Origin of the sequence: Microbacterium pullorum (assembly GCF_014836535.1) — a bacterium.
GTDB lineage: Bacteria > Actinomycetota > Actinomycetes > Actinomycetales > Microbacteriaceae > Microbacterium > Microbacterium pullorum.
On sequence record NZ_JACSQP010000004.1, the window covers coordinates 310,407 to 335,221 of the forward strand.

Annotated in this window: 21 protein-coding genes; 7 read left to right on the forward strand and 14 right to left on the reverse strand. The window is 72.1% G+C overall.

All coding sequences use genetic code 11. From position 1 onward, the window contains the following. Nucleotide 1: 1 nt before the first annotated feature. The 6 genes from H9651_RS08410 to H9651_RS08435 form a co-directional block, all read right to left on the reverse strand. Nucleotides 2-1,450 carry an aldehyde dehydrogenase (NADP(+)) gene (locus H9651_RS08410; protein ID WP_191718834.1) on the reverse strand — a complete coding sequence of 483 codons (1,449 nt, stop codon included), beginning with the start codon at nt 1,448-1,450 and terminating at the stop codon, nt 2-4. A 46-nt stretch (nt 1,451-1,496) separates the two neighbouring features. Further along, on the reverse strand, nt 1,497-2,585 hold the full coding sequence (locus tag H9651_RS08415) for a mandelate racemase/muconate lactonizing enzyme family protein (RefSeq protein ID WP_191718835.1): 1,089 nt from the start codon (nt 2,583-2,585) through the stop codon (nt 1,497-1,499). Then, on the reverse strand, nt 2,582-3,481 hold the full coding sequence (locus tag H9651_RS08420) for a 5-dehydro-4-deoxyglucarate dehydratase (protein WP_191718836.1): 900 nt from the start codon (nt 3,479-3,481) through the stop codon (nt 2,582-2,584). Before H9651_RS08420 ends, H9651_RS08415 begins: the two co-directional genes overlap by 4 nt. Next, nucleotides 3,478-4,458: an NAD-dependent epimerase/dehydratase family protein gene (locus H9651_RS08425; protein WP_191718837.1), complete on the reverse strand. Its 981-nt coding sequence runs from the start codon at nt 4,456-4,458 to the stop codon at nt 3,478-3,480. Before H9651_RS08425 ends, H9651_RS08420 begins: the two co-directional genes overlap by 4 nt. After that, on the reverse strand, nt 4,455-5,792 hold the full coding sequence (locus H9651_RS08430; RefSeq protein WP_191718838.1) for a Gfo/Idh/MocA family protein: 1,338 nt from the start codon (nt 5,790-5,792) through the stop codon (nt 4,455-4,457). Before H9651_RS08430 ends, H9651_RS08425 begins: the two co-directional genes overlap by 4 nt. Nucleotides 5,793-5,883: 91 nt before the next feature. Next, on the reverse strand, nt 5,884-6,885 hold the full coding sequence (locus H9651_RS08435; protein WP_191718839.1) for a LacI family DNA-binding transcriptional regulator: 1,002 nt from the start codon (nt 6,883-6,885) through the stop codon (nt 5,884-5,886). A gap of 124 nt (nt 6,886-7,009) precedes the next feature. Between H9651_RS08435 and H9651_RS08440 the strand changes: the two genes are divergently transcribed. Further along, a complete protein-coding gene (locus H9651_RS08440; RefSeq protein WP_225216518.1) occupies nt 7,010-8,053 on the forward strand; it encodes a M24 family metallopeptidase in 1,044 nt (347 codons plus the stop codon). Nucleotides 8,054-8,057: 4 nt separating this feature from the next. Here the strand turns inward: H9651_RS08440 and H9651_RS08445 are convergent, their stop codons facing one another. Next, nucleotides 8,058-8,735, reverse strand: a complete 678-nt coding sequence (locus H9651_RS08445; protein ID WP_191718840.1) for a rhamnogalacturonan acetylesterase — start codon at nt 8,733-8,735, stop codon at nt 8,058-8,060. Nucleotides 8,736-8,792: 57 nt separating this feature from the next. Between H9651_RS08445 and H9651_RS08450 the strand changes: the two genes are divergently transcribed. Genes H9651_RS08450 through H9651_RS08475 form a run of 6 tightly spaced genes read left to right on the forward strand, consistent with a single transcriptional unit; the run spans nt 8,793 to nt 15,459 of the window. Next, nucleotides 8,793-10,577 carry an ABC transporter ATP-binding protein gene (locus H9651_RS08450; RefSeq protein WP_191718841.1) on the forward strand — a complete coding sequence of 595 codons (1,785 nt, stop codon included), beginning with the start codon at nt 8,793-8,795 and terminating at the stop codon, nt 10,575-10,577. A 40-nt stretch (nt 10,578-10,617) separates the two neighbouring features. After that, nucleotides 10,618-11,742, forward strand: coding sequence for a Gfo/Idh/MocA family protein (locus H9651_RS08455; RefSeq protein ID WP_191718842.1), 1,125 nt, complete (start codon nt 10,618-10,620; stop codon nt 11,740-11,742). Further along, nucleotides 11,739-12,650: a DUF6807 domain-containing protein gene (locus tag H9651_RS08460; RefSeq protein WP_191718843.1), complete on the forward strand. Its 912-nt coding sequence runs from the start codon at nt 11,739-11,741 to the stop codon at nt 12,648-12,650. Before H9651_RS08455 ends, H9651_RS08460 begins: the two co-directional genes overlap by 4 nt. After that, nucleotides 12,650-13,366: a cupin domain-containing protein gene (locus H9651_RS08465; protein ID WP_191718844.1), complete on the forward strand. Its 717-nt coding sequence runs from the start codon at nt 12,650-12,652 to the stop codon at nt 13,364-13,366. Before H9651_RS08460 ends, H9651_RS08465 begins: the two co-directional genes overlap by 1 nt. Nucleotides 13,367-13,423: 57 nt before the next feature. Further along, a complete protein-coding gene (locus tag H9651_RS08470) occupies nt 13,424-14,518 on the forward strand; it encodes a Gfo/Idh/MocA family protein (RefSeq protein ID WP_191718845.1) in 1,095 nt (364 codons plus the stop codon). Further along, complete coding sequence (locus H9651_RS08475; RefSeq protein WP_318244814.1) at nt 14,515-15,459, forward strand: family 43 glycosylhydrolase; 945 nt, start codon at nt 14,515-14,517, stop codon at nt 15,457-15,459. Before H9651_RS08470 ends, H9651_RS08475 begins: the two co-directional genes overlap by 4 nt. A gap of 32 nt (nt 15,460-15,491) precedes the next feature. Here the strand turns inward: H9651_RS08475 and H9651_RS08480 are convergent, their stop codons facing one another. From H9651_RS08480 to H9651_RS08510, 7 genes are all read right to left on the reverse strand, one after another. Further along, complete coding sequence (locus H9651_RS08480) at nt 15,492-16,886, reverse strand: HNH endonuclease signature motif containing protein (protein ID WP_191718846.1); 1,395 nt, start codon at nt 16,884-16,886, stop codon at nt 15,492-15,494. Between the two features lie 189 nt (nt 16,887-17,075). After that, on the reverse strand, nt 17,076-19,727 hold the full coding sequence (locus H9651_RS08485; RefSeq protein WP_318244815.1) for an exo-rhamnogalacturonan lyase family protein: 2,652 nt from the start codon (nt 19,725-19,727) through the stop codon (nt 17,076-17,078). Beyond that, entirely contained in the window at nt 19,724-20,374 is a 651-nt protein-coding gene (locus H9651_RS08490; protein WP_191718847.1) for a DUF1961 family protein, read from the reverse strand. Before H9651_RS08490 ends, H9651_RS08485 begins: the two co-directional genes overlap by 4 nt. Further along, on the reverse strand, nt 20,371-21,252 hold the full coding sequence (locus H9651_RS08495; RefSeq protein ID WP_191718848.1) for a carbohydrate ABC transporter permease: 882 nt from the start codon (nt 21,250-21,252) through the stop codon (nt 20,371-20,373). Before H9651_RS08495 ends, H9651_RS08490 begins: the two co-directional genes overlap by 4 nt. After that, a complete protein-coding gene (locus H9651_RS08500; protein WP_191718849.1) occupies nt 21,252-22,220 on the reverse strand; it encodes an ABC transporter permease in 969 nt (322 codons plus the stop codon). Before H9651_RS08500 ends, H9651_RS08495 begins: the two co-directional genes overlap by 1 nt. 58 nt (nt 22,221-22,278) lie before the next feature. Next, a complete protein-coding gene (locus H9651_RS08505) occupies nt 22,279-23,808 on the reverse strand; it encodes an extracellular solute-binding protein (protein ID WP_191718850.1) in 1,530 nt (509 codons plus the stop codon). 59 nt (nt 23,809-23,867) lie between these two features. Next, the gene (locus H9651_RS08510) at nt 23,868-24,506 is read right to left on the reverse strand and encodes a YesL family protein (protein WP_191718851.1); all 639 of its coding nucleotides are present in this window, start codon (nt 24,504-24,506) and stop codon (nt 23,868-23,870) included. Nucleotides 24,507-24,815 lie beyond the last annotated feature (309 nt).

Sequence of the window (24,815 nt, forward strand, 5' to 3'; positions counted from 1 at the left end):
GCTACCGCGAGGGCACCGTCAGCACGCCGTTGCGGCGGTGCGGCACGCCCGCCAGCGCCTCATCGCGCAGCGCCGGGGGGAGCAGCGGCGTCGGGGCGTCCTGGAAGGCGATCGGCCGCAGGAACCGGCGGATCGAGGTCGCTCCCACCGACGTGTGCAGCGACGTCGTGGCCGGCCACGGGCCGCCGTGGTGCTGCGACCAGGTGACGGCGACACCGGTGGGCCAGCCCGCGAACAGCACCCGACCGGCGCGCTCCTGCAGCAGGGCGAGGGTCCGGGCGACGTCGTCGCCCGGCTCGGCGTGCAGCGTCGCGGTGAGCGCTCCCGGCACGGCGCGCAGCGCGCGGTGCAGATCGTCGGCGCCGTCGTAGCGCACCAGCAGCGTCACCGGTCCGAAGCACTCCTCCAGCAGCGTCTCGGGGCGCGCGGCGACGGCGTCGGCGTCGGTCGCCAGCACGATCGGCCGCGCCCCGTCGGGCGTCTCGGCGCCGGTCGCGACGACCTCGACGGCGGGGTCGGCGGTGAGCGCCTCGACCCCGGACGGGAAGGCCTCGGTGATGCGGTCGGTCAGCAGCGGCCCGCCGGCGATGCCGGTGACGGCGGCTGCGGTGGCCGCTTCGAACCCGGCCCCGCGCGGCACGAACACCACGCCCGGTTTGGTGCAGAACTGGCCGACCCCCAGCGTGAACGAGCCGGCGAGGCCCGTGGCGAGCTGCTCCCCGCGTGCCGCAGCCGCGGCGGGCGTGATCACGACGGGGTTGGTGCTGCCGAGCTCACCGTAGAAGGGAATCGGGTCGGGCCGTGAGACGGCGAGGTCGAACAGCGCCCGGCCGCCCGAGAGCGATCCGGTGAAGCCTGCGGCCTGCACGAGCGGATGCCGCACCAGCGCGTTGCCGGCCTCGCGACCCTCGACCAGTGCGAGCGAGCCGGCCGGTGCGCCGGCGGCCTCGAGGGCGGCGACCGCGATCTCGGCGGTGCGCCGGGACAGCTCGGGGTGACCGGAGTGGGCCTTCACGATCACCGGGTTGCCGGCGGCGAGAGCCGAGGCGGTGTCGCCGCCGCACACCGAGAACGCGAACGGGAAGTTCGAGGCCGCGAAGACCGCCACCGGCCCGACGCCGGTGAGCATGCGGCGCAGCTCGGGGCGCGGCGGGGTGGCCGTGGCATCCGCGTCGTCGACGATCAGCTCCTGGTAGGACCCCTCTTCGACCACGGCCGCGAACAGCCGCAGCTGGCCGGTGGTGCGGCCGACCTCGCCGGCGAGGCGCGTGGTGCCCAGGCGCGTCTCGCGGTCGGCGATCTCAACGAGTTCGTCGGATGCCGCATCGAGCGCGTCGGCGAGGGCGCAGAGCCACCCCGCACGCTCGGCGGCGGACGACGCACGCCACACCGGGGCGGCCGCGGCCGCGGCCGAGACGAGGGAGTCGAGCTGATCGGACGTGGTGGTCATGGTGTGGCCTTTCGTCGGCGGGGACGGCGGATCGGGCGGGGTGCGTCTAGCGCAACCGCATCCCGAGTCCGGCGTGCGGGGTCTCGGTGAGGCGCCCGTCGGCGATGGCGACGGGGGAGGGATCGGACAGCGCGCCGAGGAAGCCGAACCCGGCATCCTCGACGTCTTCGACCAGCGGCGCGGGCACCCCGGGGGTCGCGGGAAGGCACAGCGCCAGCTGGCCCGAGAGCTCGGGGAGCAGGTGCGGATGCAGCGCCGCGCCGTGGTCGGCGGCACGCTCGGCGATGCGCAGGAAGGGGGTGATGCCTCCCACGCGCACGATGTTCGGCTGCACGATCTGGGCGGCATCGGCCCGCAGGAAGTCCGCGAACCGGTGCACCGTGTGCAGGTTCTCGCCCAGCGCGATGGGGATGGCGGACGAGGCGCGCAACCGGCGGGCGAGCTCGGTGTGCCCGGCGAGGTCGTCGGCGCGCAGCGGCTCCTCGATCCAGGCCGGGGAGACCTCGGCCAGCACCTCGAGGTGGCGCGTCGCGCGGTCGAGGTCCCACCGCTGGTTGGCGTCGATCATGAGCGCGCGGTCCGCTCCGATGACCTCGCGTACGGCGCGGAGGCGCTCGAGGTCTTCGGTGACGTCGGGCTTGCCGACCTTGACCTTGACGGCGTCGAAGCCCGCCGCCGCCCAGCGCTCGGCCTGGGCGACGAGCTCGGGGAGCGGGTAGTGCAGGTTCACACCGCTGCCGTAGACCGCCACGCTCTCGCGGTGCCGCCCGACGAGCTGCGAGACCGAGCCACCGGCGGCGCGCGCCGCGGCATCCCACACCGCCAGATCGAGCCCGGCCAGGGCGATCGTGGTGATGCCGCCGCCCCCGGCCTCGTGCAGGTGCTCCCAGAGCCCCTGCCACGCCTCACCGGGGGCGGCCGAGCGCCCCACCGCGGCGGGGGCGAGGTCGTGCTGCAGCAGCGCCCGCACCGCTTCGGCGCCGATCTGAGGGGTCCACGAGAACCCCCAGCCCTCGGCGCCGTCGTCACGCACCAGGTGGGTCGCGATCACGCCCACGCTCGTCACATCGGCGCCCCACGGGCGCGTCAGCGGCACGCGCACCAGGCGCGCGTCGAGCGAGGCGATGGTGGTCACAGCAGCGCCCGCCCGGCGTCGAGGATCGCGGCCAGGCGTGCCTCCTGCTCGGGCGTCGGGTCGACCAGCGGCGCACGGACGCTGCCGACCGGGAGCCCGCTGAGGCGGAGCCCGGCCTTGACGAGCGAGACGCCGAAGCCGGGGGTCTCGTCGCGCAGGGCCACGAGCGGTGCGTAGAACCCGTCGAGCAGGGCCAGGCGACGGGCTTCGTCGCCGTCGACGTAGGCGCGGTAGTGGGCGCCTGCCACCTCGGGGATCATCGCGAACGCCGCCGACGAGTACAGCGGCATGCCGATGCCGCGGTAGGCGGCCTGCGTGAGCTCGGCGGTGAGCAGCCCGTTGAACAGGGCGAAGTCGTCGCGGCCGGATTCGGCCACGGCGCGCACGATCAGCTGGGCGGTGCCGATGTCGCCCACGCCGTCCTTGAAGCCGACGACCTTGGGGTTCTCCAGCAGACGGCGCACCGAATCGGGCGTGAACTGCGCGTTCGCACGGTGGTAGACGATGACCGGCAGATCGGATGCCGCGGCCACCGCTTCGACGTACGCGACGAGCCCGGCCTGCGGCGCCCCCACGAGGTAGGGCGGCAGCACCAGCAGTGCGTCGGCGCCGGCATCGGCCGCGCCCCGCGCCACCTCGAGCGCGTGACCGAGGGGTCCGCCGGCGCCGGCGACGACCGGCACGGCGCCGGCCACCGCGGCGACGGCGGTGCGCACGACCGCGGTCGCCTCGGCCGACGTGAGCGCGTGGTACTCGCCCGTGCCGCAGGCGGGGAAGACGCCGCCGGCGCCGGCGGCGATGCCGGTGGCGACGTGCTCGGCGAGGAGGGTGTGTTCGATCGCGCCGGCGCGGTCGAACGGCGTGACGGGGAAGAAGAGGATGCCGTCGAATCTCATACGGGCGCGTCCTTTCGGGCGGGGGTGGGAGGGAGGGTGGCGGTGGCGTGTGTCGGGACGTCTGCGTCGGTGGTCGCGCCGACATCGGCGAGTTCGGTGCGCCAGCTGTGGCGCGGCGCCCAGCCGAGCAGGCGGCGGGCTTTGGCGTTGGAGAAGGCGGGCAGGGTGCCGGTGAGGCCGGCAGCCAGCTCTGCTGAGCCCGGCACGAACAGGGGCAGCAGTTCGGCGAGCGGGCGGCGGGCGAGGGCATCGTCGGCGCCGACGAAGAACGTCTCGCCGTTCGGGATGTCGGGGAGGGCGGCCAGCAGGGTGTCGGTGAAGCGGGCGACATCGCGCGCGTCGACGTAGTTGAACAGGGCCGGGGCCGCCAGTGCGGGGTCGTCGAGGCGTTCGCGCACGGTGTGGCCCTGCTGAGTGGGCTCGCCTGCCCATTCTTCGGGGGTCAGCACGTAACAGGGACGGAACGACGCGAACCGCACGGCGTCGCCCACCTGGCGGCGCAGCATGTCGACCGTCTGCTCGATCACGAGCTTCGACAGGGCATAGGCGTTCCACGGACGCGGCGGGGTGCGCTCGTCGAGCGGGAAGCGCTCGGGAAGCCACCCGGCGGGGGCGTGGTACCCCAGCACGGTGGGGCTGGATGCCGCGACCACCCGGGTGACGCCCGCGGCCACCGCGCCGCCGAGCACCGACATCGCCAGTGCGGCGTTCGTGCGCAGGATGACGTCTTCGGGGGCGCTGAAGGGCACCGCGATCGCGGCGAGGTGCACGACCGCCTCGGGGTGGGCGGCCTCGAGCGCGGCGCGGGTGGCCGGCGCGTCGCAGAGGTCGATCTCGCGCTGCGTGACGCCCGCCGACTCCAGCGCGGGCGAGGTGGCGCGGTCCAGCGACAGCACGTCGTGGCCGGCGGCCGCGAGCCCTGCGGCGAGGGTGCGCCCCAGCCGCCCGGCGCCTCCGGTGACGACGATGCGGCTCACGCGGAGCCTCCCGACAGCAGCGGGATGCCGAGCTCTTCCACTCGCACCGGCAGGCCCGTCTGCAGCGAACGGTTGCCGGCGATGCCCACGGCGATCGAGCGCACCCCGTCGGTCCAGTCCGCCGGGCGGGACAGGGGATCGTCTCCCGGTCCGACGAACACGTCCGACAGCAGCAGCGCGTCACCGCCGCCGTGCCCGCCCGCTCCGGCGTGGATCGGCACCTCGACGGCCTCTTCCCAGTGGCGCTGCACGAGCAGCCGCTCGCCCCGGGGACGCAGCGAAGCCGCATCGGCGGCGGCCACGGCGCTCGGGTCGAGCACGGGGTGCAGGCCCTCGTCGACGAGCACCGCGCCGCGCTCGACGACCTCGAGCTCCGCGCGGCCGAGGGTGCCGTTGACGGCCACCCGGTAGCCCTCCCACGGGGCGTGGGCGTTGAGGGAGTACGACAGTGTGGCGCCGCCGGAGTAGTCGACGACGAGGGCGAGGTTGTCTTCGATCGTGATGCCCGGACCGAACACGTCGCGGTCGCGGATGTACCCGTCGTGCTGTTCCGCCGCGAGGTAGAGGGCCTCCAGACGAGGGTCGTCGCGCAGGTCGAGCTCGAACGGGTCGTGGTCGCCGTCGTGGGTGCCGCGGGTCGGGCGCTCGCCCAGGCCGCGCGCGGCGGCGTTGGCGTCACCGTAGAAGCGCAGCCCGCCCGAGGCGTAGACCCGTCGAGGTTCCTGGCGCAGCCACCAGTTGACCAGGTCGAAGTGGTGGCTGGATTTGTGCACGAGCAGCCCGCCGGAGTGCTGCTTCTCGCGGTGCCAGCGGCGGAAGTAGTCCGCCCCGTGCTTGGTGTCGAGCATCCAGGAGAAATCGACCGAGGTGACCTCGCCGATGAGGCCGTCCTGGATGACCTGGCGCAGCGCGCTGTTGCGAGGCGAGTAGCGGTAGTTGAACGTCAGCACGACGCTGCGCCCCGTGCGCTCGACGGCGCGCTCGATGGCGGCGGCGCTCGCCGCGTCGATCGTGAGGGGCTTTTCGACCACGACGTCTGCGCCCGCGTCGAGCGAGCGCACGATCAGCTCGGCGTGCAGGTCGTCGCGCGCGCAGACGATGACCCGATCGATGTGCTCGGCCCGGATCATCTCCTCGAGCCGGTCGGGCGTCCAGACCGTGGGGGCCTCGGCGCCGCGCTCTTGGGAGTAGGCGACGGTGCGGGCGGCACGCACCGGGTTGGGCTCGCAGACGGCCACCAGCGTCGCGCGGTCGGCGTATTGCTCGGTGAGGGCGTCGACGTACATCTGCGAGCGGTGGCCGGCGCCGAGGAGCGCGTAGCGGGTCTTCGTCATGGGTCTCTCTTGTCGGACATCATCGGCCAGGAAACGTTTTCTCACGATAGCACGCCGCAGATGCGGCTCGGCCCCCGCGGCGCGGGAGGCGTCAGGCCGGGGCGGGCCCGGTGCTGCCGCGCACCAGCAGCCGCGGGGTGAGCGCGACGGCGGCATCCGCCTCGCCCCCGGTCAGCTGCGCCTTCATCGCCGCCCACGCGCGTGCGCCGAGGTCGCCGCCGGGGACGGCGGAGGTCGTCAGCGGCGGTGTGGTGTACTGCGCGAAGGGGATGTCGTCGAAGCCGGCCACTGAGATGTCCTGCGGCACCCGGATGCCACGATCGGCGAGTGCGGACAGCAGCCCCATCGCGACGAGGTCGTTGAAGGCGAGCGCTCCCGTCGCGCCGCTGGCGCTCACCGCGTCGGCGGCCCCCGACCCGCTGTCGAAGTCCACGCCGCAGGGGATCTCATCGACCACCAGGTCGGCGTGCGCGGCGCGGGCATCGGCGAGCGCCGCCCGACGGGCCGCGTTCGAGGCACTGCGTTCGAGGCCGGCGAGGTAGATGAGGTGTCGGTGGCCCCGCCCGTACAGGTGGTCCACCACCGTGCGGAACGCCGTGCGGTAGTCGGCGCCGACGACCGGTGCGCTCGCCTGCGCCGGGCGGTTGATGACGACGACGGGGGTGAGGGTCGGCAGGAGCGCTGCGAGGTCGTCGTCGGTCATGCGCGGCGCGCAGAGCACGACGCCGTCGGTGCGTCGGCGGGTCTCGGTCGCGAGCACCGGCTCTTCGGCGACCTGCTCGGCCGAGTCGGCGATGAGCACGTGGTAGCCGTCGGCGGCGGCGGCGCGGCTGAGTCCTCGCAGGATCTCCTGGAAGGTCGGGTTGGCGAGGTCGGGCACGACGACGGCGATGGTCTGGGTGCGGCCCAACACGAGGCTGCGCGCGAGCGGGTTGGCGGTGTAGCCGAGCTCGGAAGCGGCGGCGCGCACGCGCTCGGCCATCTCGGCGTCGACCGTGGCGTTGCCGTTCATGACGCGAGACACCGTCGACAGCGACACCCCGGCGCGGTGCGCGACGTCGGTGATGGTGGGCTTGCCCGGCGTTTTCGCCATGTGCGGTGTTTCCGTCCCCGTTGCGTCCCAGCGGCCGGCGGCCGGATCCCATAGTATCGCGAGAAATCGCTTTCCGCGCGGGTTCGCGCGTCGCTCCCCGCCACCCCTGACCAACGAGGTTCCCATGCCGTCCATCGCCGACCGCCGCGTCAAGAGAGAACGCCTCGCACGAGTGCGCGCCCAGGCGGGCGGCCGCCCGCTGCTGCTGACTTCCCATGAGGCGGTGTCCTGGTACCTCGATGGCGTGCGCACCCACGTCTCGCTGGCGGGTCCGCCCGTGGTCGCGGTGCGGGTGGAAGACGACGGCGACGCCCTCTACGTCGCCGCCAACGAGGCGGAGCGGCTCGCGGCCGAGGAACTGCTCGCCGATGACGCCGCCCGCATCGTCACCGTGCCGTGGTGGACGCCGCCCGCCGTGGCGGCCGCTGCCGCGGGCGGCGCGATCGAGGAGGCCGCGGTGGCGGCGTCGCTGCGGGCGGCGCGCGCCTCGCTGCTGCCGCGCGAGCGGGAGCGCTACCGGGCGCTGGGGCGGGAGGCCGCCGAGGCGATGACCGATGCCGCCGGCTCCCTGTCGCCGGCGACCTCGGAGCACGGCGCGGCGGCGGCGCTCGCCGCGGCCCTCGTCGAGCGGGGGATCGAGCCGCTCGTGGTGCTCGTCGCCGGCCGATCGCGCCTGGTCCACCGGCATCCGCTCCCCACCGAAGCGCCGCTCGGCGACCGCGCCATGCTCGTGGCCTGCGGGCGCCGACACGGCCTGATCGCGAACCTGACGCGCTGGGTGGGCGAGTCCGGGGGCGATGACGAGCGGATCCTCGCCGTGGAGGCGGCGTTCCTGGCGGCGTCCCGACCGGGGGAGAAGCTCTCCGACGTCTTCGCCGCGGGGTGCGCCGGCTACGGTGCCCAGGGTTTCGCGATGGACGAGTGGACCCGCCACCACCAGGGTGGGCCCACCGGCTACGCCGGGCGCGACCCGCGGGCCACGGCGGAGACCGATGACGTCATCGCCTCGCACCAGGCGTTCGCGTGGAACCCCAGCGCCCCGGGCGCCAAGGTCGAGGACACCGTGATCGTCGGCGACGACGGCGTGGAGGTGCTGACGACCGACCCGCGCTGGCCGGCGGTCGCCCACGCCGGTCTGCTGCGGCCGACGGCGCTCGCGTTCTCCTGACCGCTCAGGCGAGGTGCGGTGAGCCCAGCGCCGGTGCGTCGCCGTCGCGCCGCTCGATCGCCCGCAGCGAGCGCGCCACGAAGGCGGCGATGCGGCGGGCGCCCTCGAGGCGGAAGTGCGTGTCGTCGACCAGGCCCTCGGGCCACGCCGGCGCCTCGTCGGGCGCGAAGTGCGAGAAGAGTCCGGCCGATGCCACGGGCCCGAGGTCCTCGTAGAGCCACGTCGTGAACGCGGTCAGGTCGATGAGGGGCGCACGCAGGTCGTCGGCCAGGTCGCGGACGGCGTTGGGATGCGCGCCGTGGGTGGGGGTGACGTGCCCGTCGTCGTCGAACCGACGGCGTTCGCAGGGCGTGCACAGCACGGCGACGGCGCCGCGTTCGCGGGCCTCGAGCGCGAATCCCCGCAGTCGGCGGGTGTAGCCGCCCCGGGCGTCGAGCAGGGGATCCTTCTGGTCGTTGTGGCCGAACTGGATGACGACGGTGTCGCCCGGCCGCACCTCGGACAGCAGCCGCTGCCAGCATCCGGTGGACTCGAACGTCGCCGTCGTGGCGCCGCCGAACGCGAGGTTGCGCACCACCGCGCCCAGCTGCTCGCTGAGTGCCTCGCCCCAGCCGGCCATCGGCGACTCGGCCGGTTTCATCGGGGCGACCGTCGAGTCCCCTGCCAGAAGGTAAGTCGTCATGGGTTCGTCCTCCGGACATCCGTGACGCACGTGCCTCTGCGGCGCGGCGTCGCTAGCATGGACATCGTGCCACGGAAACCGCTTTCCAGCTCACTGGACCTGATCGACGGTGCTCATCCGGCCCGATCGGTGCTGCGGCTGCTCGCGCGGCGCCCCGGTCGCATGGCCCTGGCCGTCGGTGCGTTCGCGGTCAAGGAGATCCCGATGTGGTTCCTCCCGGTGATCACCGCCGCGATCATCGACATCGTCGCCGGCGGCGGTGAGGTGACCGCCGTGCTGTGGTGGTTCGCCTTGGCGGTGGTGCTGCTCCTGCAGAACTATCCGAACCACATCCTGTACACGCGCAGCTTCATGACCGTCGTGCGCGACACCGGCGCCGACCTGCGCAACGCCCTCGCCGCACGCCTGCAGAGCCTGTCGATCGGCTACCACACCCGCATGAGCTCGTCGATCGTGCAGACGAAGGTCGTGCGTGACGTCGAGAACGTCGAGCTCATGCTGCAGCAGGTGACCCACCCGCTGCTGTCGGCCACGATGGTGATGGCCGGTGCCCTGTCGATGACGGCCATCGCGGTGCCGCAGTTCCTCCCGGTCTACGCGCTGGCGGTGCCGATCGCCATCGGCATCCGATGGGGCATGCGCAACCGCTCGCGCAGCCGCAACGAAGTGTTCCGCCGTGAGGTGGAGACCCTGTCGGCCCGCGTGGGGGAAATGGCCTCGCTCATCCCCGTGACCCGCGCCCACGGTCTGGAGCAGACCGCCGTCAGCCGCGTGAGCACCGGCGCCGAGGGGGTGCGCCGCGCCGGTCTGCACCTCGACATGCTCAACGGTCACGTCGCCTCGATCTCGTGGGTGGCGATGCAGCTGCTGGGGGTGGGGTGCCTCGTGCTCGCCGCCACGTTCTCGCTCACCGGCATCCTGCCGATCTCCCCGGGCGAGGTCGTACTGCTGTCGACGTACTTCACCCTGCTCACCCAGGGGCTGACGCAGCTGCTGATGCTCATCCCCGTGGGTGCGCGCGGGCTCGAATCGGTGCGCTCCATCGCCGAGGTGCTGCAGGAGCCCGACCTCGAGCAGAACGAAGGCAAGCCCGCCGTCGCCTCGGTCACCGGCGACCTGCGGCTCGAACGCGCCTCGCACCGCTACCCCGGCGCCGACGACGACGCGCTGCACGAGATCGAGCTGCACATCCCCACCGGGCGCACGTATGCGTTCGTGGGGTCGTCGGGTTCGGGTAAATCGACGCTGCTGAACCTGGTGCTCGGGTTCCTGCGCCCCACCGGCGGGCGCATCCTGCTCGACGGCGCCGACATGCAGCAGCTCGACCTGCGCACCGTGCGGCGCGCGGTGTCGGTGGTGCCGCAGGAATCGGTGCTGTTCGAGGGCACCGTGCGGGAGAACATCGCCTACGGCCTGCCCGATGTGTCGGACGAGCGCGTCGAGCAGGCGCTGCGCGACGCCAACGCGTGGGAGTTCGTCAGCGCTCACCCCGAGGGGTGGGATGCCGTCGTGGGCGAGCGCGGTGCGCGGCTGTCGGGTGGGCAGCGCCAGCGGCTGGCGATTGCGCGTGCCCTCGTGCGCGACCCCCGCATCCTGCTGCTGGACGAAGCCACGAGTGCCCTCGACCCCGAGTCGGAGGAGCTGGTCAAAGAGGCGCTCGGCCGCCTCATGCGCGGGCGTACGACGCTCGTCGTCGCCCATCGACTGTCCACGGTGCGCCAGGCCGACCGAATCGTCGTGCTCGAGCGCGGCCGCATCGTCGAGCAGGGCACGCATGACGAACTCCTCGCCGCCGATGGGCGCTACGCCCGGCTGCACCTCACCCAGACCGGCCTGGGCTGACCCCCACGACACCCGCAGAACGACGCGAAGGAGCGAACACATGACGGATGCCACCCCTGCGGCGCTGCGGTCGGCGATCATCGGCACGGGCGGTATCGCCCACGCCCACGCACAGGCGATCGCCGATCTCGCCCCGCGCATCGGCCTGGCGGCCGTGGTGGACATCGACGGCGACCGCGCCCGGGCGTTCGCCGAGCGGTTCGATGTGCCGGCGGTCTACGCCGACGTCGACGCGCTGCTGGCGCAGGGCACGGCCGACCTCGTGCACATCTGCACGCCGCCGCAGACGCACGTGCCGCTGGCGATCGCGGCGCTGCGGGCCGGGATGCCTGCGCTCATCGAGAAACCGACGGCGCTGAGCCTGGCGGAGATGGACGAACTGGTCGCGGTGTCCCGCGAAACGGGTGTGCCGGCGCTCACGGTGTACCAGCACCGCTTCGGTGCGGGTGCCCAGCGGCTCATGCGCCTCGTGCGCGAGGGTCTGCTCGGCCGCCCCCTCGTGGCCACCTGCGAGACGCTGTGGCACCGGGGTCCGGAGTACTTCGACCTGCCCTGGCGCGGGCGCTGGCACGTCGAGGGCGGCGGGCCCACCATGGGCCACGGCATCCATCAGTTCGACCTGCTGCTGGCCGTGCTCGGGCCCTGGGCCCGGCTCACCGCGTTCGCGGCGCGGCAGCAGCTGCCCACCGACACCGAAGACGTGTCGATGGCACTCGTCGAGTTCGACAACGGGGCGCTCGCGACGGTGGTCAACTCCCTCGTCTCGCCGCGGGAGACCTCGCGGCTGCGTGTCGATTTCGCCCACGCCACCGTCGAGGTCGAGCACCTCTACGGCTACACCGACGCCGACTGGACGTTCACCCCGGCGCCCGGTCACGAGCACCTCGCCGAGCGGTGGGCGAGTGACCCGCACGAGCCGGTGAGCAGTCACCGGGCGCAGCTCGCCGCGATCGTCGACGCCCTGCAGGCGGGGGCGGCGCCCGGGGTCGACGTCGACGATGGCCGCCGCACCCTCGAATTCGCCGCGGCGACCTATGCCTCGGCGTTCCGCGGCACGCCCGTGCGCGCCGGCGAGATCGCCGGCGACGATCCGTTCCTGCGCTCCATGCACGGCGGCGCCGTGCCCTGGGCGCCGGTCAAACCCCCGATGGAGGACCCCCGATGACGTTCGAGATCGACCACGACGACGCTGCGGCATTCACCGTGCGCGACGGCGACATCGAGCTGCTGCGCTACACGTACGCGCCCGATTCCCCGCAGCTGGAATCGCCGAAGCCCTACCTGCACCCGCTGCGCACGCGCGCGGGTCACCTCGTGAGCCTCTTCCGGCCGTGGGACCACGTGTGGCACAAGGGCATCGCATGGTCGCTGCCGGTGGTGGGGGAGGAGAACTTCTGGGGCGGGCCCACCTTCGTGCGGGACCGCGGCTACGTGCAGCTGCCCAACGACGGCACGCAGGCCCACCGCGGCATCGACCGGCTGGGCGTCGACGACGACGGGGTCGTGCGGTTCGCGCACGAGCTCGACTGGGTGAGCGAGGGCGGCATCCATCTGTTCACCGAGCGGCGCGAGCTCACGGCACGCGTGCTGCACGCCACCGCCTGGGTGCTCACCGTCGACACCGCGATGACGAACGTGTCGGGTGAACAGATCGCCCTCGGCTCGCCGACGACCCGGGGGCGCGACAACGCCGGCTACGGCGGCCTGTTCTGGCGAGGCCCCCGGTCGTTCACCGGCGGCACCCTCGTGACGGCGGACGGCACCGGATCGGGCGACGACGTGCGCGGGCAGCGCCACGAGTGGATGGCGTTCGCCGGGCGGCACGACGAGGTCGACGCGCAGTCGCTGGTGGTCATGGTGGATGCCGTCGACAACCCGCACCACCCGCCGCAGTGGTTCGCCCGCTCCGAGGAGTTCGCGTGCCTGAACCCGGCACCGTTCTTCAGTGACGAGCTCGTGGTGCAGCCGGACGAGACGGTGGCGTTCCGCTACGGCGTGGGAATCGCCGACGGCGGGGCGGAAGCTGCCCGTGGTGTGGCCGACGCGGTGCGCGCCGTGATCGGTGGAGCGTGATGGCCGCGCCCCTCTTCCCCGGCGGGGTCGCCGTGAGTGACCTGGCCGTGTACGACGGGGAGGGCGCCGACGGCAGGTGCGGCGGCTCGCCCCATCTGCACACCGCCTCGAGCGAGGGGTACGTGGTGGTCGGGGGATCCGGCGCGGTCGAGACCCTCTCGGCGCAGGGTGCCGAGGTGCACCCGCTCGCGACAGGCGACATCGTCTGGTTCTCGCCGGGCACCGTGCACCGGCTCGTCAACGACGGCGGGCTGCGTCTGCTCGTGGTGATGTCCAACGCGGGGCTCCCCGAAGCGGGCGATGCCGTGCTGACCTTTCCCGACGAGGTGCTGGCCGACCCCGCCGCCTATGCGACGGCGACCGCGCTTCCCGACGGCGAGGGACGGGCGGATGCCGCGCGCGCCCGGCGCGACCTGGCGCTGGCGGGATACGAGCGGCTGCGAGGGGAGGTCGCCCGCACCGGTGGTGCGGCACTGGCCGCGCTGCACGCGCGTGCCGCGCGCCTGGTGCGCCACCGCGTCACCGGGTGGCAGGAGCACTGGGAGGCGACGGTCGCCGCTGAGGCGGAGCGCACCCGCGCCCAGTTGGCGGCGCTCGCCGCGGGAGAAGCGGGTGCCATGGCAGCGGCAGCCGTCGTGCGGGCAGACGCCGTGCCTGGCGAGCGCGGCTACGGGATGTGCGGGCGGCTGCGCACCTGGGAGTGGCCCACCGCCTGAGTCCGCCGATGTCGGCTGGGATAGCGCTTTCCGCGTGTCGCTCGTAGGGTGGATCGTGTGACCTCCTCCCTCCGCTGCGTGATCGTCGGCACCGGCGCCGTCGCGCACTTCCACGCCCGGGCCGTCGCGGCCTATCCCCACGCCGAACTCGTCGCTGTGACGGACCTCAGCCGCACGGCGGCCGATGCGTTCGCCGCGCAGTGGGGCGAGCCTGCCGTGTACGACACCCTCGAGGAGATGCTCGCCGCCGAGCATCCCGACGTCGTGCTGATCTGCACGCCACCGGCCGTGCATGCCGCGCAGTCGCTCGCGGCGTTCGCGGCCGGCGCTCACGTGATCGTCGAGAAGCCGCCGGCGCCGTCGCTGGCGGAGCTCGACGAGATGCGTCGTGCGGCCGAGGACGCCGATCGCCAGTTGGCGGTGGTCTTCCAGCAGCGCACCGGTACCGCGGCCGCCCACGTGCGAGGGCTCCTCGGCAGCGGTGCGCTGGGCCGGCCGCTCATCGCGGTCTGCCAGACGCTGTGGTTCCGCGACCCGGCCTACTTCGCCGTGCCGTGGCGGGGGGCGTGGGAGACCGAGGGCGGCGGGACGACGCTCGGTCACGGCATCCATCAGATCGACCTGCTCGCCTTCTTGCTCGGGGACTGGACGAGCGTGCAGGGCCGGCTGTGGCGCCTGGACCGCGAGACGCAGACCGAGGATGCCTCGACGGCCACGGTCACCTTCGCCGGCGGAGTGGTGGCGCAGGTGGTCACCAGCGCGGTGTCGCCGCGGGAGGTCAGTTCGATCCGCATCGACACGCAGAAGGCCACGGTGACGGTGGACCATGTCTACGGTCACGGCCATGAGAACTGGCGTATCACCCCGGCTCCCGGGTTCGAGGCCGAAGCCGACGCGTGGGCGCTGCCCGATGTGGAGGAGCGCAGCGACCACGCGCCGCTGCTGCGCGATGTGTTCGATGCCCTCCGCCACGGCACGCTGCTGCCGCCGACCGCCGATGCGCCGGCCCGCTCCCTCGAACTGGTGGCAGCGATCTACGCGTCGGCCGCCGCCGACGGGGCCGTGATCACCCCCGCGGACCTGGCGACGCACCCCACGCACCGCCAGGGGTTCGCGAGCCCCGTCGCCGACATGCGTGCGGTGGGCGGGTGACCGCGTCGGCGTCGGCGACGGGGGAGCTGTACCGCGACCCGGTCTACGACGGCGCGACCGACCCGACCGTGGTGATCGCCGCGCACGGGGACTGGTGGATGTTCTACACCCAGCGCCGGGCGACCCACCCCGATCCCGGGCCGGGCGTCGCGTGGGTGCACGGCAGCCGCATCGGGGTCGCCCGCTCCGCCGACGGCGTGCGATGGGAGTATGCGGGGACGCTCGAACCGGATTCCACCGGGCAGGCGCTGTCGCTCGAGGCGGGTGCGCCCCCGGCCGAGGTCGCGGCCACCCACTGGGCGCCGGAGGTGATTCGCGACGGTGGGCGCTGGCGCATGTACCTCACCGAGATCGACGGCGTCCCCGACCGGTGGCCGGGGCACGCGCGGTCGATCGTCGAGTACGTCTCCGACGACCTCGTCGACTGGCGGCGGCGCGGGCCGCTCGCGCTCGCGAGTGATCGGGTGATCGACGCCGCCGTCGCGCGCACCCCCGACGACCGGTGGCGGCTCTGGTACAAGGACGAGGCCGCCCACAGCGTGACGAGGGTCGCCGTGTCGGACGACCTCGCCGACTGGCGTGATGAGGGCGTCGCGATCGGCGGCGACCCGCACGAGGGCCCGCACGCCTTCGAGCTCGGCGGATGGTGGTGGATGATCGTCGACGAGTGGCGCGGCATGGGCGTCTACCGGTCGACCGATGCCGTGGCGTGGGAGCGCCAGGGCGGACCGGATGCCGTGATCCTCGGTGCCGGCGAGGTGCCGGGTGAGGAGTTCGGTCACCACGGCGCCGCCGTGCGCGAGGGCGACGTGCTCTGGTACTACTACTTCGGGCATCCCGCCCGGGCTTCGGCACCCGAGAGCGTCGATGACCGTCGGTGCGCCGTCTACCGCGCGCGGCTGCGGGTGCGCGACGGGGTGCTGGTCGCCACCGCCGACTGACGCCGACCGCAGCCGCGGCTGACGCCGGCGGTCTAGAACGGTGCGGGTTCTGCGGCGGTGGTGAGGGCCATGAACTCGAGCACGCGGCGCGGGATGTCGAGGTAGACCCGTCCGGTGGGGCTGGTCCATTGGAGGATGCCGTCGGGTTTCTGCTCGACGCTCCACGCGGTGCCGTGTTTGACGGGGTGATGTCGGCCGGGACAGAGGTTGGCGAGATTGGTGACGTGGGTGGGTCCGCCGAATGCGGCGTCGACGGTGTGGTCGTCGTCGCAGTGCCGTGCGGGTCTTCGACAGCCGGGGAATCGGCAGTGCTCGTCGCGGGCGTCGAGGAATCGGCGCATCTGCACGCTGGGTCGGTAGGTGTCCACGTGCACGACGGCTCCGGTGGCGGGGGAGGTGAACAGGCGTTCCCAGATGTCGGCGGTGGCGGCGAGGCGTCGGGCGGTGTCGGGGTCGATGGGTCCGTAGCCGACGAGTTCGGCGGGTTCGGTGCTGTGGCCGGTGAGGGTGTCGGCGGGGATCGTGATCTGCACGTGCGCGGTGATCGCGCGGCCCTCGGGGATGCTGCCGGACGATACGGGTGCGGTGGCGTGTCCGGTGAGGAGCAGGTCGGTGAGAACGTCGGCGCGGACCTGATCGGTGGTGCGGCAGTCGGTCGCCACGATCTCGACGACGTCGAGGGCATCAGTCGTGTCGGTGTCGGTGTCCAGGGCAGAGCCGGCAGCGGCGGCCCGTGCGGCGCGCGCGGCCGCGACGATCTCGCGTGCGTGGGCGCTGAGTCGGTCTCTGATCGCGTATGCCAGTGGTGCGGGGAGGACGGCGGCGAGTTCGGCCATGCCGTCGTCGAGGTCCTGCACCCACACCCGCCGGCCCGCTGTCGCTTCGGCGTGGCGTTCCTCCAGCGGCACGGGGTCGAGTTTCTGGGCGAGCATCAGGATGATCGGCCGCGCCCGCCCCGGGGTCTCCCGTTCGGCGACGACCAGCGCGGCCTGCTCGAACCGGCACCGGGCGTCGGGGTCGGTGATGCGTGCGCCGGCATCGTGAATCACCCGCACATGCGCCACGTCGATGCGCCCGTGCTCCAACGCGCGCACGGTCGCGGGGAACCCGTCGACCAGCACGGCGGCGTCCCGCATCCGCTGCTGCATGCCCCGATCCGACCGACGCAGCACCGCGGCGACTTCGGCGGCCATCCCCCGCCGGGGCATCTCCCGCTCCCGGCTCTCACTCGACGGGATGCGAGCCGTCTCCGCCGCCGCGAGAGCCTCCGCCCGCGCCAGCCACTGCAGTTCCTGCGCCTGCAGCGCCGCGATCGCCCGGCGGGTGTGCTCCACACCGGTGATCACCGCGCCGTGCGAGGCGGTCGCGATCGACCCCGCACCGCGCGACGGTGCGGCGACCGAGACGGTGATCGGGGAACTGTTCATGCCCCAATTCTGTCGACCCCCCCCGACATCCCAGACAGGCAAACCCCAGGCCATCGTGGGATTGTGGAAAACTCACGAAAGGCCGGACTGGGGAGAAGGCGGCAACGCCCGAGCGGCCCGAGCGCCCGAGTGCCCGAGCCAGCGGCCCGACAGCCCGCCGCGCCGGCAGCCCCGCTCCTACCCCCGCCCCTACCCCCGCGGCAGCCGATCGCCGATGAGCGCCAGATTCTGGATCGCGGCGAGGCCGTACTGCGCGGCATCGTTGGTCGACACGCTCGGCACCTCGTCGACGGGGTTGAGCACGTGCGGCGCCTCGATCCGCTGCGCCGCGAAGTCGCGCCGGTGCACCAGCCACTCGCCCATGCCCTCGAAGGCTCGCCACGCCAGCTGCGCCAGCTCGTCGTCGTCGGCGTGGCGGGCGGCCCAGGCAGCCAGGCGACTGTGCGCCTGCTCCAGGTGGATGCCGCTCAGCGGTGCGCCCACGGCCTGTTCCTGTTCGGCGGGCGAGGCGAGGTACAGCCGGCAGTACTCGTGCCAGGCCTCGGCGAAGCCGGGCACATCGACGAGCGAGATCAGCTCGCTGCACACCTCGACCAGTCCGAACACGGCGCTCAGGTGCGAGACCGACACGCGGTCGCGCGTGGTGTCGAACCGGCCGGTCTCGAGGTCGTACAGTGCCTCGCCGGTGAGGAATCCGCGCGGCATCGCGGCGATGTCGGCCATGGTGCCCAGCAGTCGGTCGCGCGAGCGCTCGTTGCCGGTGCGCTCCCAATCGGCCAGCCAGGTCGCCGCCAGCGCGCCCCAGTCGGTGCCGAGTCCCACGGCCAGCGCCGCCGGGTCGGGCCGGTAGGTCGCGGCATCCGTGCGCACCTTGCGGGTCGGGTCGGTGTCGAGGAAGCGCTCGTCGCTGTCGCGCAGCTCGGTCAGCAGGTCGCCGACGCGCTCATCGGCGGTGAGGTAGTGGAAGAACCGGCGGTACACGGGGCTGCTGATGCGCAGCTGCTTGGCGCTGCATCCCCAGTGCTGCACGTTGTGGCGCGAGCCCAGACCCTTCCAGCGGCCGAGGTGGTAGACATCGACCTCGCCGGTGTGGCGGGTCATGGCCTCGGCGAGGCGGAAGACATCGGCCCGGCCGGTGCGCAGGTAGGAGTACCAGAGCCACAGGTCGGGGGAGAGTTCGCTGTTGTCCCACGCGTAGCCGCCCACGTCGTACCGCCAGACGTGGCGGTCGAGGTCGTAGGCGTGCATGACGTCGCCGTAGTTCCAGAACCCGTACCAGCGGCGCTGGTCGATCTGCTCCAGGTAGTACGCCAGCAAGAAGTCGATGCTGTCCTCGATCTCGGCGCGCAGCGGCGTGCTGCGATCCACCGGCGCCCAGTCGCCGAACACGCCCACGGCGTGCAGATGCTCCGGCGTGGGCTGCAGCAGCGGTGGGGTCTGCAGCTGCGCGACATCGAGGGCGAGCTGTTCGATCGGCGGCGTCGCGTCGTACGCGAACAGCGTCACCTCGTGGGTGCGGGCGACACCGTGGGCGTCACCGAACCCGGGCTCGTAGTCCTCGTAGGTGATCTCCAGCGCGTCGAGCTGGCTGGCGTAGTCGTCCTGGCCGAGCCCGTCGTGGTAGAACCGCATGTCCATCGGCGGTGCCTCGGGAGAGTGCAGCCAGGCCGTCACCGTGGCCCGCTCGCCGGCCAGGCCGCGCACATCGAGCTGGCCGGGGTGCGACTGCCAGAACGCGCGCACTCCCATGCCGAAGCCGCCCTCGGGATCGCTCACCGAGACGAAGCCCTCCGCGCGCGTGCCGGCGCCGGCATCGATCCAGGCGTGACCGGGCGCGGTGCGCTTGCGGATGCCGAACCCGTCGGCGCTCAGCTGGGTGAGGGTCACATCGTTCCACGCGGGGATGAGGTGCAGTCGCGTCGACACCTGCGGGCTCCAGGTCTCCACCGCCGGCGTCGGGCGGCCCGCGACCTGCGCCGCGCGCACCTCGGCGCCCGGGTCGCGGCGCAGACCGGTGAGGCCGCGCACCGCCTCGGCGAAGAATCCGCCGTCAGCCCCGGCGATGCGCACGTGCCGGTCGTGCGGCTGCGCACGCAGCGGCACCTCGGCGCGCACGCCGAGTCCGGCGACGAAGTCGGTGGCGGCATCGCCGTTCCAGATCACGGTGTGCACCACCCGCACGCGCTCCGAGCCGGCGATCACCGCGAGGCGCACCGTGAACGGCAGCCACTCGCGCCCGCCGTCGACGGCGCGATGCACGCCCTCGACGCGCACCACTGCGCGCACCGGGCCGCGCTGCTCGACCGTCACGGCGGTGATCCGCGAGCGGAACGGATGCCGCGTTCCCGTGCTGCCGTCGTCGGCCACCTCGTGCTGCAGCAGGCTCACCAGGTGCGCGTTCTCGGCGACGACGACCGCGCCGCGCCGGAGCCGACGGAAGAGGGTGTCGACGGGCTCGGCGTCGCCGCCCCGGGGGAGGTCGAGCTCGAGGGCGAGCAGACCGTTGTCGATGACGACGGCATCCGCACTCTCGGTCACGACGACCCGGTGCACCGGCTCGGTCGGCGCGGCCCCGTCGGCGACGATCTCGTAGTCGCCCGGCTGCTCGGTGGCGCCGAGGGCGGCGCCTGCCCACTTGAGCGACCCGTCGGGCCAGGTCGCCAGCGACCAGAACTGCGCGGGAACGGCGTCACCGCCCACCCGGCGCAGCCGCAGCTCGTCGGGCGAGGCCACCGTGCCACGGGGGAGGGGCGCTCCCCACACGGTGCCGCCGGGCAGGTGCGCGGGCGCGGTGTCGTCGAGCCAGCGCAGCGGAACGGTGAGGGTGGGGGAGCCGGTCACAGCGAATGAACCTCCAGGTTGCGGTAGCAGGCCACGAGCGGCGACATCTGGCGGAAGCCGATGCGCCCGTCCCGCACCCGTGGGCCGGTGGACTCGTCGTCGGTCCACGCGAACAGCGGCAGACCGTCGATCGAGAAGGCGACGTCGGCGCCGTCCTTCACGACCTCGATGCGGTAGAACGCGCCCCGGGCGTCGACCACGGGCGGCAGCGGATCGGCGCCCTGCGCGACGAGGTGGAACCCGGGCGACTTGCGCAGGTTGCAGGTGTGGAACGCGCGCTCGTCCTCCCAGCGCCGCCGGAAGTACGACACGTGGAGCGTGCGGATGTCGCCGGAGTGGTACTGCGGGTAGACGCCCGAGCGGGGTGCCAGCGCGTCGTCGAAGATGCCACCGCCCGCCGCGCCCGCCGCACCGAAGAACAGCATCGCAAGGCCCGGCTCCTCCCGCGGGGAGAAGTCCCAGCTCACCCGGATGCGGTCCCCGAACACCTCGGGGCACCACAGCGTCCAGTGGTCGTCGCGGCCGCCCGCCGACGACAGCAGCACGCCGTCGGCATCCGGTGTGACCGCCACGGGTCCTTCGCGGACCCAGTCATCGAGGTCGGCGGGGCGCGTCAGGGCGTTGCGGTAGAGAAGTTCGCCACTCATCCCTTGACCGAGCCGATCAGCATGCCCTTGGCGAAGTGCTTCTGCAGGAACGGGTAGAACAGCAGGATCGGCAGGGTCGCCACGACGATCACGGCGAACTTGATCCCCTGCGCGGGCGGCATCTGGCTCGGGTCGGCCTCGACGATCGACAGGTCGGTGGCGACCGTCACCTGACGCAGGAACATCTGCAGCGTCCACATCGAGTTGTCGTTGAGGTACAGCAGCGGCGACATGAAGTCGTTCCAGATGCCGACCGCGTAGAACAGCGCGAACGTCGCGAGCACGGGCTTGGACAACGGCAGGATGACGCGCCACAGCGTCTGCATCTCGTTGGCGCCGTCGATCTTCGCCGACTCCTCGAGCTCTGCGGGCAGCTGCTGGAAGAAGTTCTTGATGATGATGAGGCTGAACGGGTTGATCGCGGCGGGGAGGATCAGCGCCCAGTACGTGTCGAGCAGCCCGAGGTCCCTCACCATGAGGAACGTCGGGATCATGCCGCCCGAGAACACCATCGTGAACACCACGAGTGAGAGGATCAGCCGGCGTCCGGGGAGGTTGCCCTTGGACAGCGGATAGGCCATGGATGCCGTCAGCACCAGCTGCACGACGGTGCCGACCGCCGTGACGGCGATGGTCGTGATCATCGCCCGCACGAACGCGGGGCTCGTGAGGATCGACTCGTAGGCGCGCAGGCTGAACGTCTCGGGCCAGAGGAAGAACGACCGCGTGGCCAGTTCGGACTCGGTCGCGAACGAGCCGGCCGTCACGTAGATGAACGGCAGGATCGCCACGGCGCCGAGGACCACCAGCAGGGCGACGTTGAAGACGTCGAACACACGGCCCGCCGGGGTGTTGAAGCGGTACTTCTCGCGTGCCATCAGAAGATCCCCGTCTGGTTGAAGCGGCGGGCCAGCCAGTTGGCGCCGAAGATCAGCACCACCCCGACGATCGCCTTGAACAGGCCGACCGCCGTGCTGTAGCTGTAGCTGCCCTGGGTGATGCCCATGAAGTAGACGTAGGTGTCGAACACATCGGCCACCTGACGGTTGAGCGAGTTGGTCATGAGGTAGATCTGCTCGAATCCGGTGTTGAGCACCTGCCCCATCTGCAGCACGAGCATGACCACCACGGTCGGCATGATCGACGGCAGCGTGATGTGCCACACCCGCTGGAACCGTCCCGCGCCGTCGATGATGGCGGCCTCGTACTGCTCCTGGTCGACGCTCGCCAGCGCGGCGAGGAAGATGATCGTGCCCCAGCCGGTGTTCTTCCAGATGTCCTGCAGCACGATGATCGGCCGGAACCAGGCGGGGTCGGTGAGGAAGTTGATGTCGGTGCCGAGCACCGTGTTGATCACCTGGAACAGCGGACCGACGTCGAGGGCGAACAGCAGGTAGGTCAGCGACGCCACCACCGTCCACGACAGGAAGTGCGGGATGTAGACGAGGGTCTGCACCGATCGCTTCAGCAGGTTGATGCGCAGCTCGTTCAGCAGCAGCGCCATCACGATCGTCAGCGGGAACGCGATCACGAGGCTCAGCAGCGCAAGGATCAGCGTGTTGGCCAGCAGCCGCGGGAAGTCGGGGCTGGCGAAGAAGTCCTCGAAGTGAGCGAACCCGACCCACGGGCTGTCCTGGATGCCGAGGAACGGCACGTAGTCCTTGAACGCGATGATCGCGCCGTACATCGGGCCGTAGCGGAACGTCGCGAAGTAGATGATGCCGGGCAGCAGCAGCAGATACAGCCACTTGAACTGGGTGAAGTGCACGCGTGCGCCGACCCGCCGCTTGCGCGGCGGCACCACCAGCGCTTCGGTGGCGGCGACCGTCCTGTCGAGAACAACCATGGGGGGGGGGTCCTGTCTGAAGGAGGGGCGGATGCCGTGGCATCCGCCCCTCTCGGCGTCAGCCGGCCTGGGCGGCCAGTTCGTTGATCTCGGCGGTGACGGTGTCGCCGCCGCTGGTGCGCCACAGCTCGATCGCGGCGATGAGTCCGTTGCGGTCGATCTGGCCGGCGATGTACTGGATGCGGGCATCCGACACGATCGTGTCCAGCTGTGCGCCCTTGGCGATGTAGGTCTCCGAGACGAAGGCCGCGGCCGGGTCATAGGTCGCCGACTCGAGGTCGGAGGCTTCGATGGCCTTGCGCTTGTCGTACATCTCCTGCTCGTAATCGGTGCTCTGCTTGGGCAGGTAGCCCTGGAAGCCGGTGACGTTCATCCCCAGCTGCGAGTAGCTGAGCACCGCGTCCTTCAGCGTCTGCGGGGCGTCGGCGACGGGAACGGCGAGGTCGCCTTCGAGCGTGTACGTGGTCCCCTCGATGCCGTGGTTGAGCAGCGGCCCGGCCTCGGCGGAGTTGAGCTTGTCGAGGACCTCGAGCACGGCACGCAGCTGCTCCTCGGTGCGCACCTTCGACTTGGGGATCGCCAGGAACCCGCTGTAGCCGGTGGTCGGGTGGGCGTACAGCTCTCCGTCGGGGCCGACGAGGTTGCCGCTGACGTCGACGTAGTCGGCGAAGTCGTCGGGGTTGGACTCCTTCAGCAGGTTGATCAGCACGCCGGCGCGCGAGTGCACGTCGATGATGATGCCGCCCTTGCCGTTGAGGAACGGCTCGTTCCAGTTCGCCGAATCGAACGTGGCGTAGTCGGGGTTGACCAGGCCCTCGTCGACCAGGCGCTTCTCATACTCGACGGCCTCGAGCCATTCGTCGGTCGTGAAGCTCGGCACGAGCTCACCGTCGCGCTCGGTCCAGCGGTTGCCGGCACCGTGCCACGTCTCGATGACGTCGTACGGGCTGTTGCTGCCGATGGCGCCGGGCCACTTGGGGATGATGAGGCCGTAGGTGTCGTCGACACCGTTGCCGTCGGGGTCCTGCTCGGTGAACGCCTTCGCGACGTTGTAGAGGTCGTCGGTGGTGGTCGGCGTCTCCAGGCCCACAGCGGCGAGCCAGTCCTTGCGCACGATGACGGCGGCACGCATCACGTCGCGCGAGCGGAAGATGCCGTACACGGTCCCGTTGACGCTCGAGGCCTGCTGCACCTCGGGCATGGTGGTGTCGAGGTTCGGGTAGTCGGGGAGGTAATCGGTGAGATCCCAGAACGCACCGGCCTCGGCGTTGCGCACGAACCCGGGGTCCTTGCCCTGGATGACCATGACGTGAGGGATGTCGTCGCCGGCGAGGGTGATGTTCGTCTTGTCGCCGTAGGAAGAGTTCGGCACCCAGTTGATGTCGAGGTCGACCCCGGCGATCTCCTCGATCGCCTGCTCGATCTCGTTGTCGGCGGTGGGGGCGTTCGTCACGAGGTAGGGCGCCATGATCGACAGGCTCTCGAGCTCGGCGGATTCGGGCGCGTCCCCGCCGCCGGTGCATCCGGCGAGGGTGATCGCGCCGACGGCGACGAGGGCGACGCCGGCGATTCGTTTGCTGTGGTTCATGGGGATGAACTCCTTCGTTCTGGTGGGGGTCTGCGGCGCGCCGATGCGGCGGGCCGGAGTCAGGGGGCGGGAGACGCGACGAGGCGGTCGTTCGCGGTGAACAGCCCGATCGCGAGAGCGGTGCTGATGGTGAGCCATGCGCCCACCGACACGAAGGGGACGAGGCCCGGGATGAGGGCGCTGATGCCGATGACCCCGGCCGCAGCGACCGCCAGCAGCAGGACCGGTGCGGCGTTGCGCAGCATCCACCGCGACGCGGTGGGGAGGTAGGCGCGCAGTGGCAGGTCGTAATGCGTGTACAGCGGTGTCACGACGGCTGTCACCAGGAACGCCAGCACTGCGGCCACACACAGTGCGACTCCCGATGCAGTTCCCAAGGTGCCGCCCGAGGCGGAACCGGCGACCTGCAGCGTCAGCAGCGCCGTCACCGCCAGCGGTGGCCCGACCACGGCGTTGGCACGCCAGAACTCGTCGCGCCACGTGCCGGCGAAGGTGCGGATGACGGGGAAGGCCTCACCGCGCAGGCGTCGGCGGGTGAGGGCGGTGGCCGTCACGACGGCCGGTGCGGTCCCGAGCACGATGCCGCCGGCGAGTGCGGACGCGATGACCAGCGCATTGACGGTCATGGTCCACATCACCCAGTCGCAGGCAGCGTGGACACGCAGTGCCCATGTGCCGGCAGGGATGGGTGTGGTCATGGGAATCTCCGTCGATCACCAGCTTGGAATACGCTTTCCGGGGAGCGTAGCGGGCCGAAGTGAAACGTGTCAAACGAAGCGCTCGGCCCGACCGGGGTGCACCGAGCCCGTACGATGGGAGGCCCCTGTGAGCGGTTACAGGCGCGAGGGGCGACCCGCCCGGAAAGCGCGTTCCGAACTTCTTGCCAATCGATTCGGGGCGTAGTACCGTGATCGGCAAGCGCTTTCCCGACGCACAGCACGCGGGGAGCGTCACACCGCACCCACGGACAACGAACGTCCGGCGGACCAAGACGAACACGGACGTTC

Excerpts from the sequence above, each read along its gene's own strand:
- H9651_RS08410 (WP_191718834.1), bottom strand. The coding sequence starts at position 1,450 with ATGACCACCACGTCCGATCAGCTCGACTCCCTCGTCTCGGCCGCGGCC.
- H9651_RS08420 (WP_191718836.1), bottom strand. The coding sequence starts at position 3,481 with ATGAGATTCGACGGCATCCTCTTCTTCCCCGTCACGCCGTTCGACCGC.
- H9651_RS08430 (WP_191718838.1), bottom strand. The coding sequence starts at position 5,792 with ATGACGAAGACCCGCTACGCGCTCCTCGGCGCCGGCCACCGCTCGCAG.
- H9651_RS08435 (WP_191718839.1), bottom strand. The coding sequence starts at position 6,885 with ATGGCGAAAACGCCGGGCAAGCCCACCATCACCGACGTCGCGCACCGC.
- H9651_RS08440 (WP_225216518.1), top strand. The coding sequence starts at position 7,010 with ATGCCGTCCATCGCCGACCGCCGCGTCAAGAGAGAACGCCTCGCACGA.
- H9651_RS08445 (WP_191718840.1), bottom strand. The coding sequence starts at position 8,735 with ATGACGACTTACCTTCTGGCAGGGGACTCGACGGTCGCCCCGATGAAA.
- H9651_RS08450 (WP_191718841.1), top strand. The coding sequence starts at position 8,793 with ATGGACATCGTGCCACGGAAACCGCTTTCCAGCTCACTGGACCTGATC.
- H9651_RS08455 (WP_191718842.1), top strand. The coding sequence starts at position 10,618 with ATGACGGATGCCACCCCTGCGGCGCTGCGGTCGGCGATCATCGGCACG.
- H9651_RS08460 (WP_191718843.1), top strand. The coding sequence starts at position 11,739 with ATGACGTTCGAGATCGACCACGACGACGCTGCGGCATTCACCGTGCGC.
- H9651_RS08465 (WP_191718844.1), top strand. The coding sequence starts at position 12,650 with ATGGCCGCGCCCCTCTTCCCCGGCGGGGTCGCCGTGAGTGACCTGGCC.
- H9651_RS08480 (WP_191718846.1), bottom strand. The coding sequence starts at position 16,886 with ATGAACAGTTCCCCGATCACCGTCTCGGTCGCCGCACCGTCGCGCGGT.
- H9651_RS08490 (WP_191718847.1), bottom strand. The coding sequence starts at position 20,374 with ATGAGTGGCGAACTTCTCTACCGCAACGCCCTGACGCGCCCCGCCGAC.
- H9651_RS08495 (WP_191718848.1), bottom strand. The coding sequence starts at position 21,252 with ATGGCACGCGAGAAGTACCGCTTCAACACCCCGGCGGGCCGTGTGTTC.
- H9651_RS08500 (WP_191718849.1), bottom strand. The coding sequence starts at position 22,220 with ATGGTTGTTCTCGACAGGACGGTCGCCGCCACCGAAGCGCTGGTGGTG.
- H9651_RS08505 (WP_191718850.1), bottom strand. The coding sequence starts at position 23,808 with ATGAACCACAGCAAACGAATCGCCGGCGTCGCCCTCGTCGCCGTCGGC.
- H9651_RS08510 (WP_191718851.1), bottom strand. The coding sequence starts at position 24,506 with ATGACCACACCCATCCCTGCCGGCACATGGGCACTGCGTGTCCACGCT.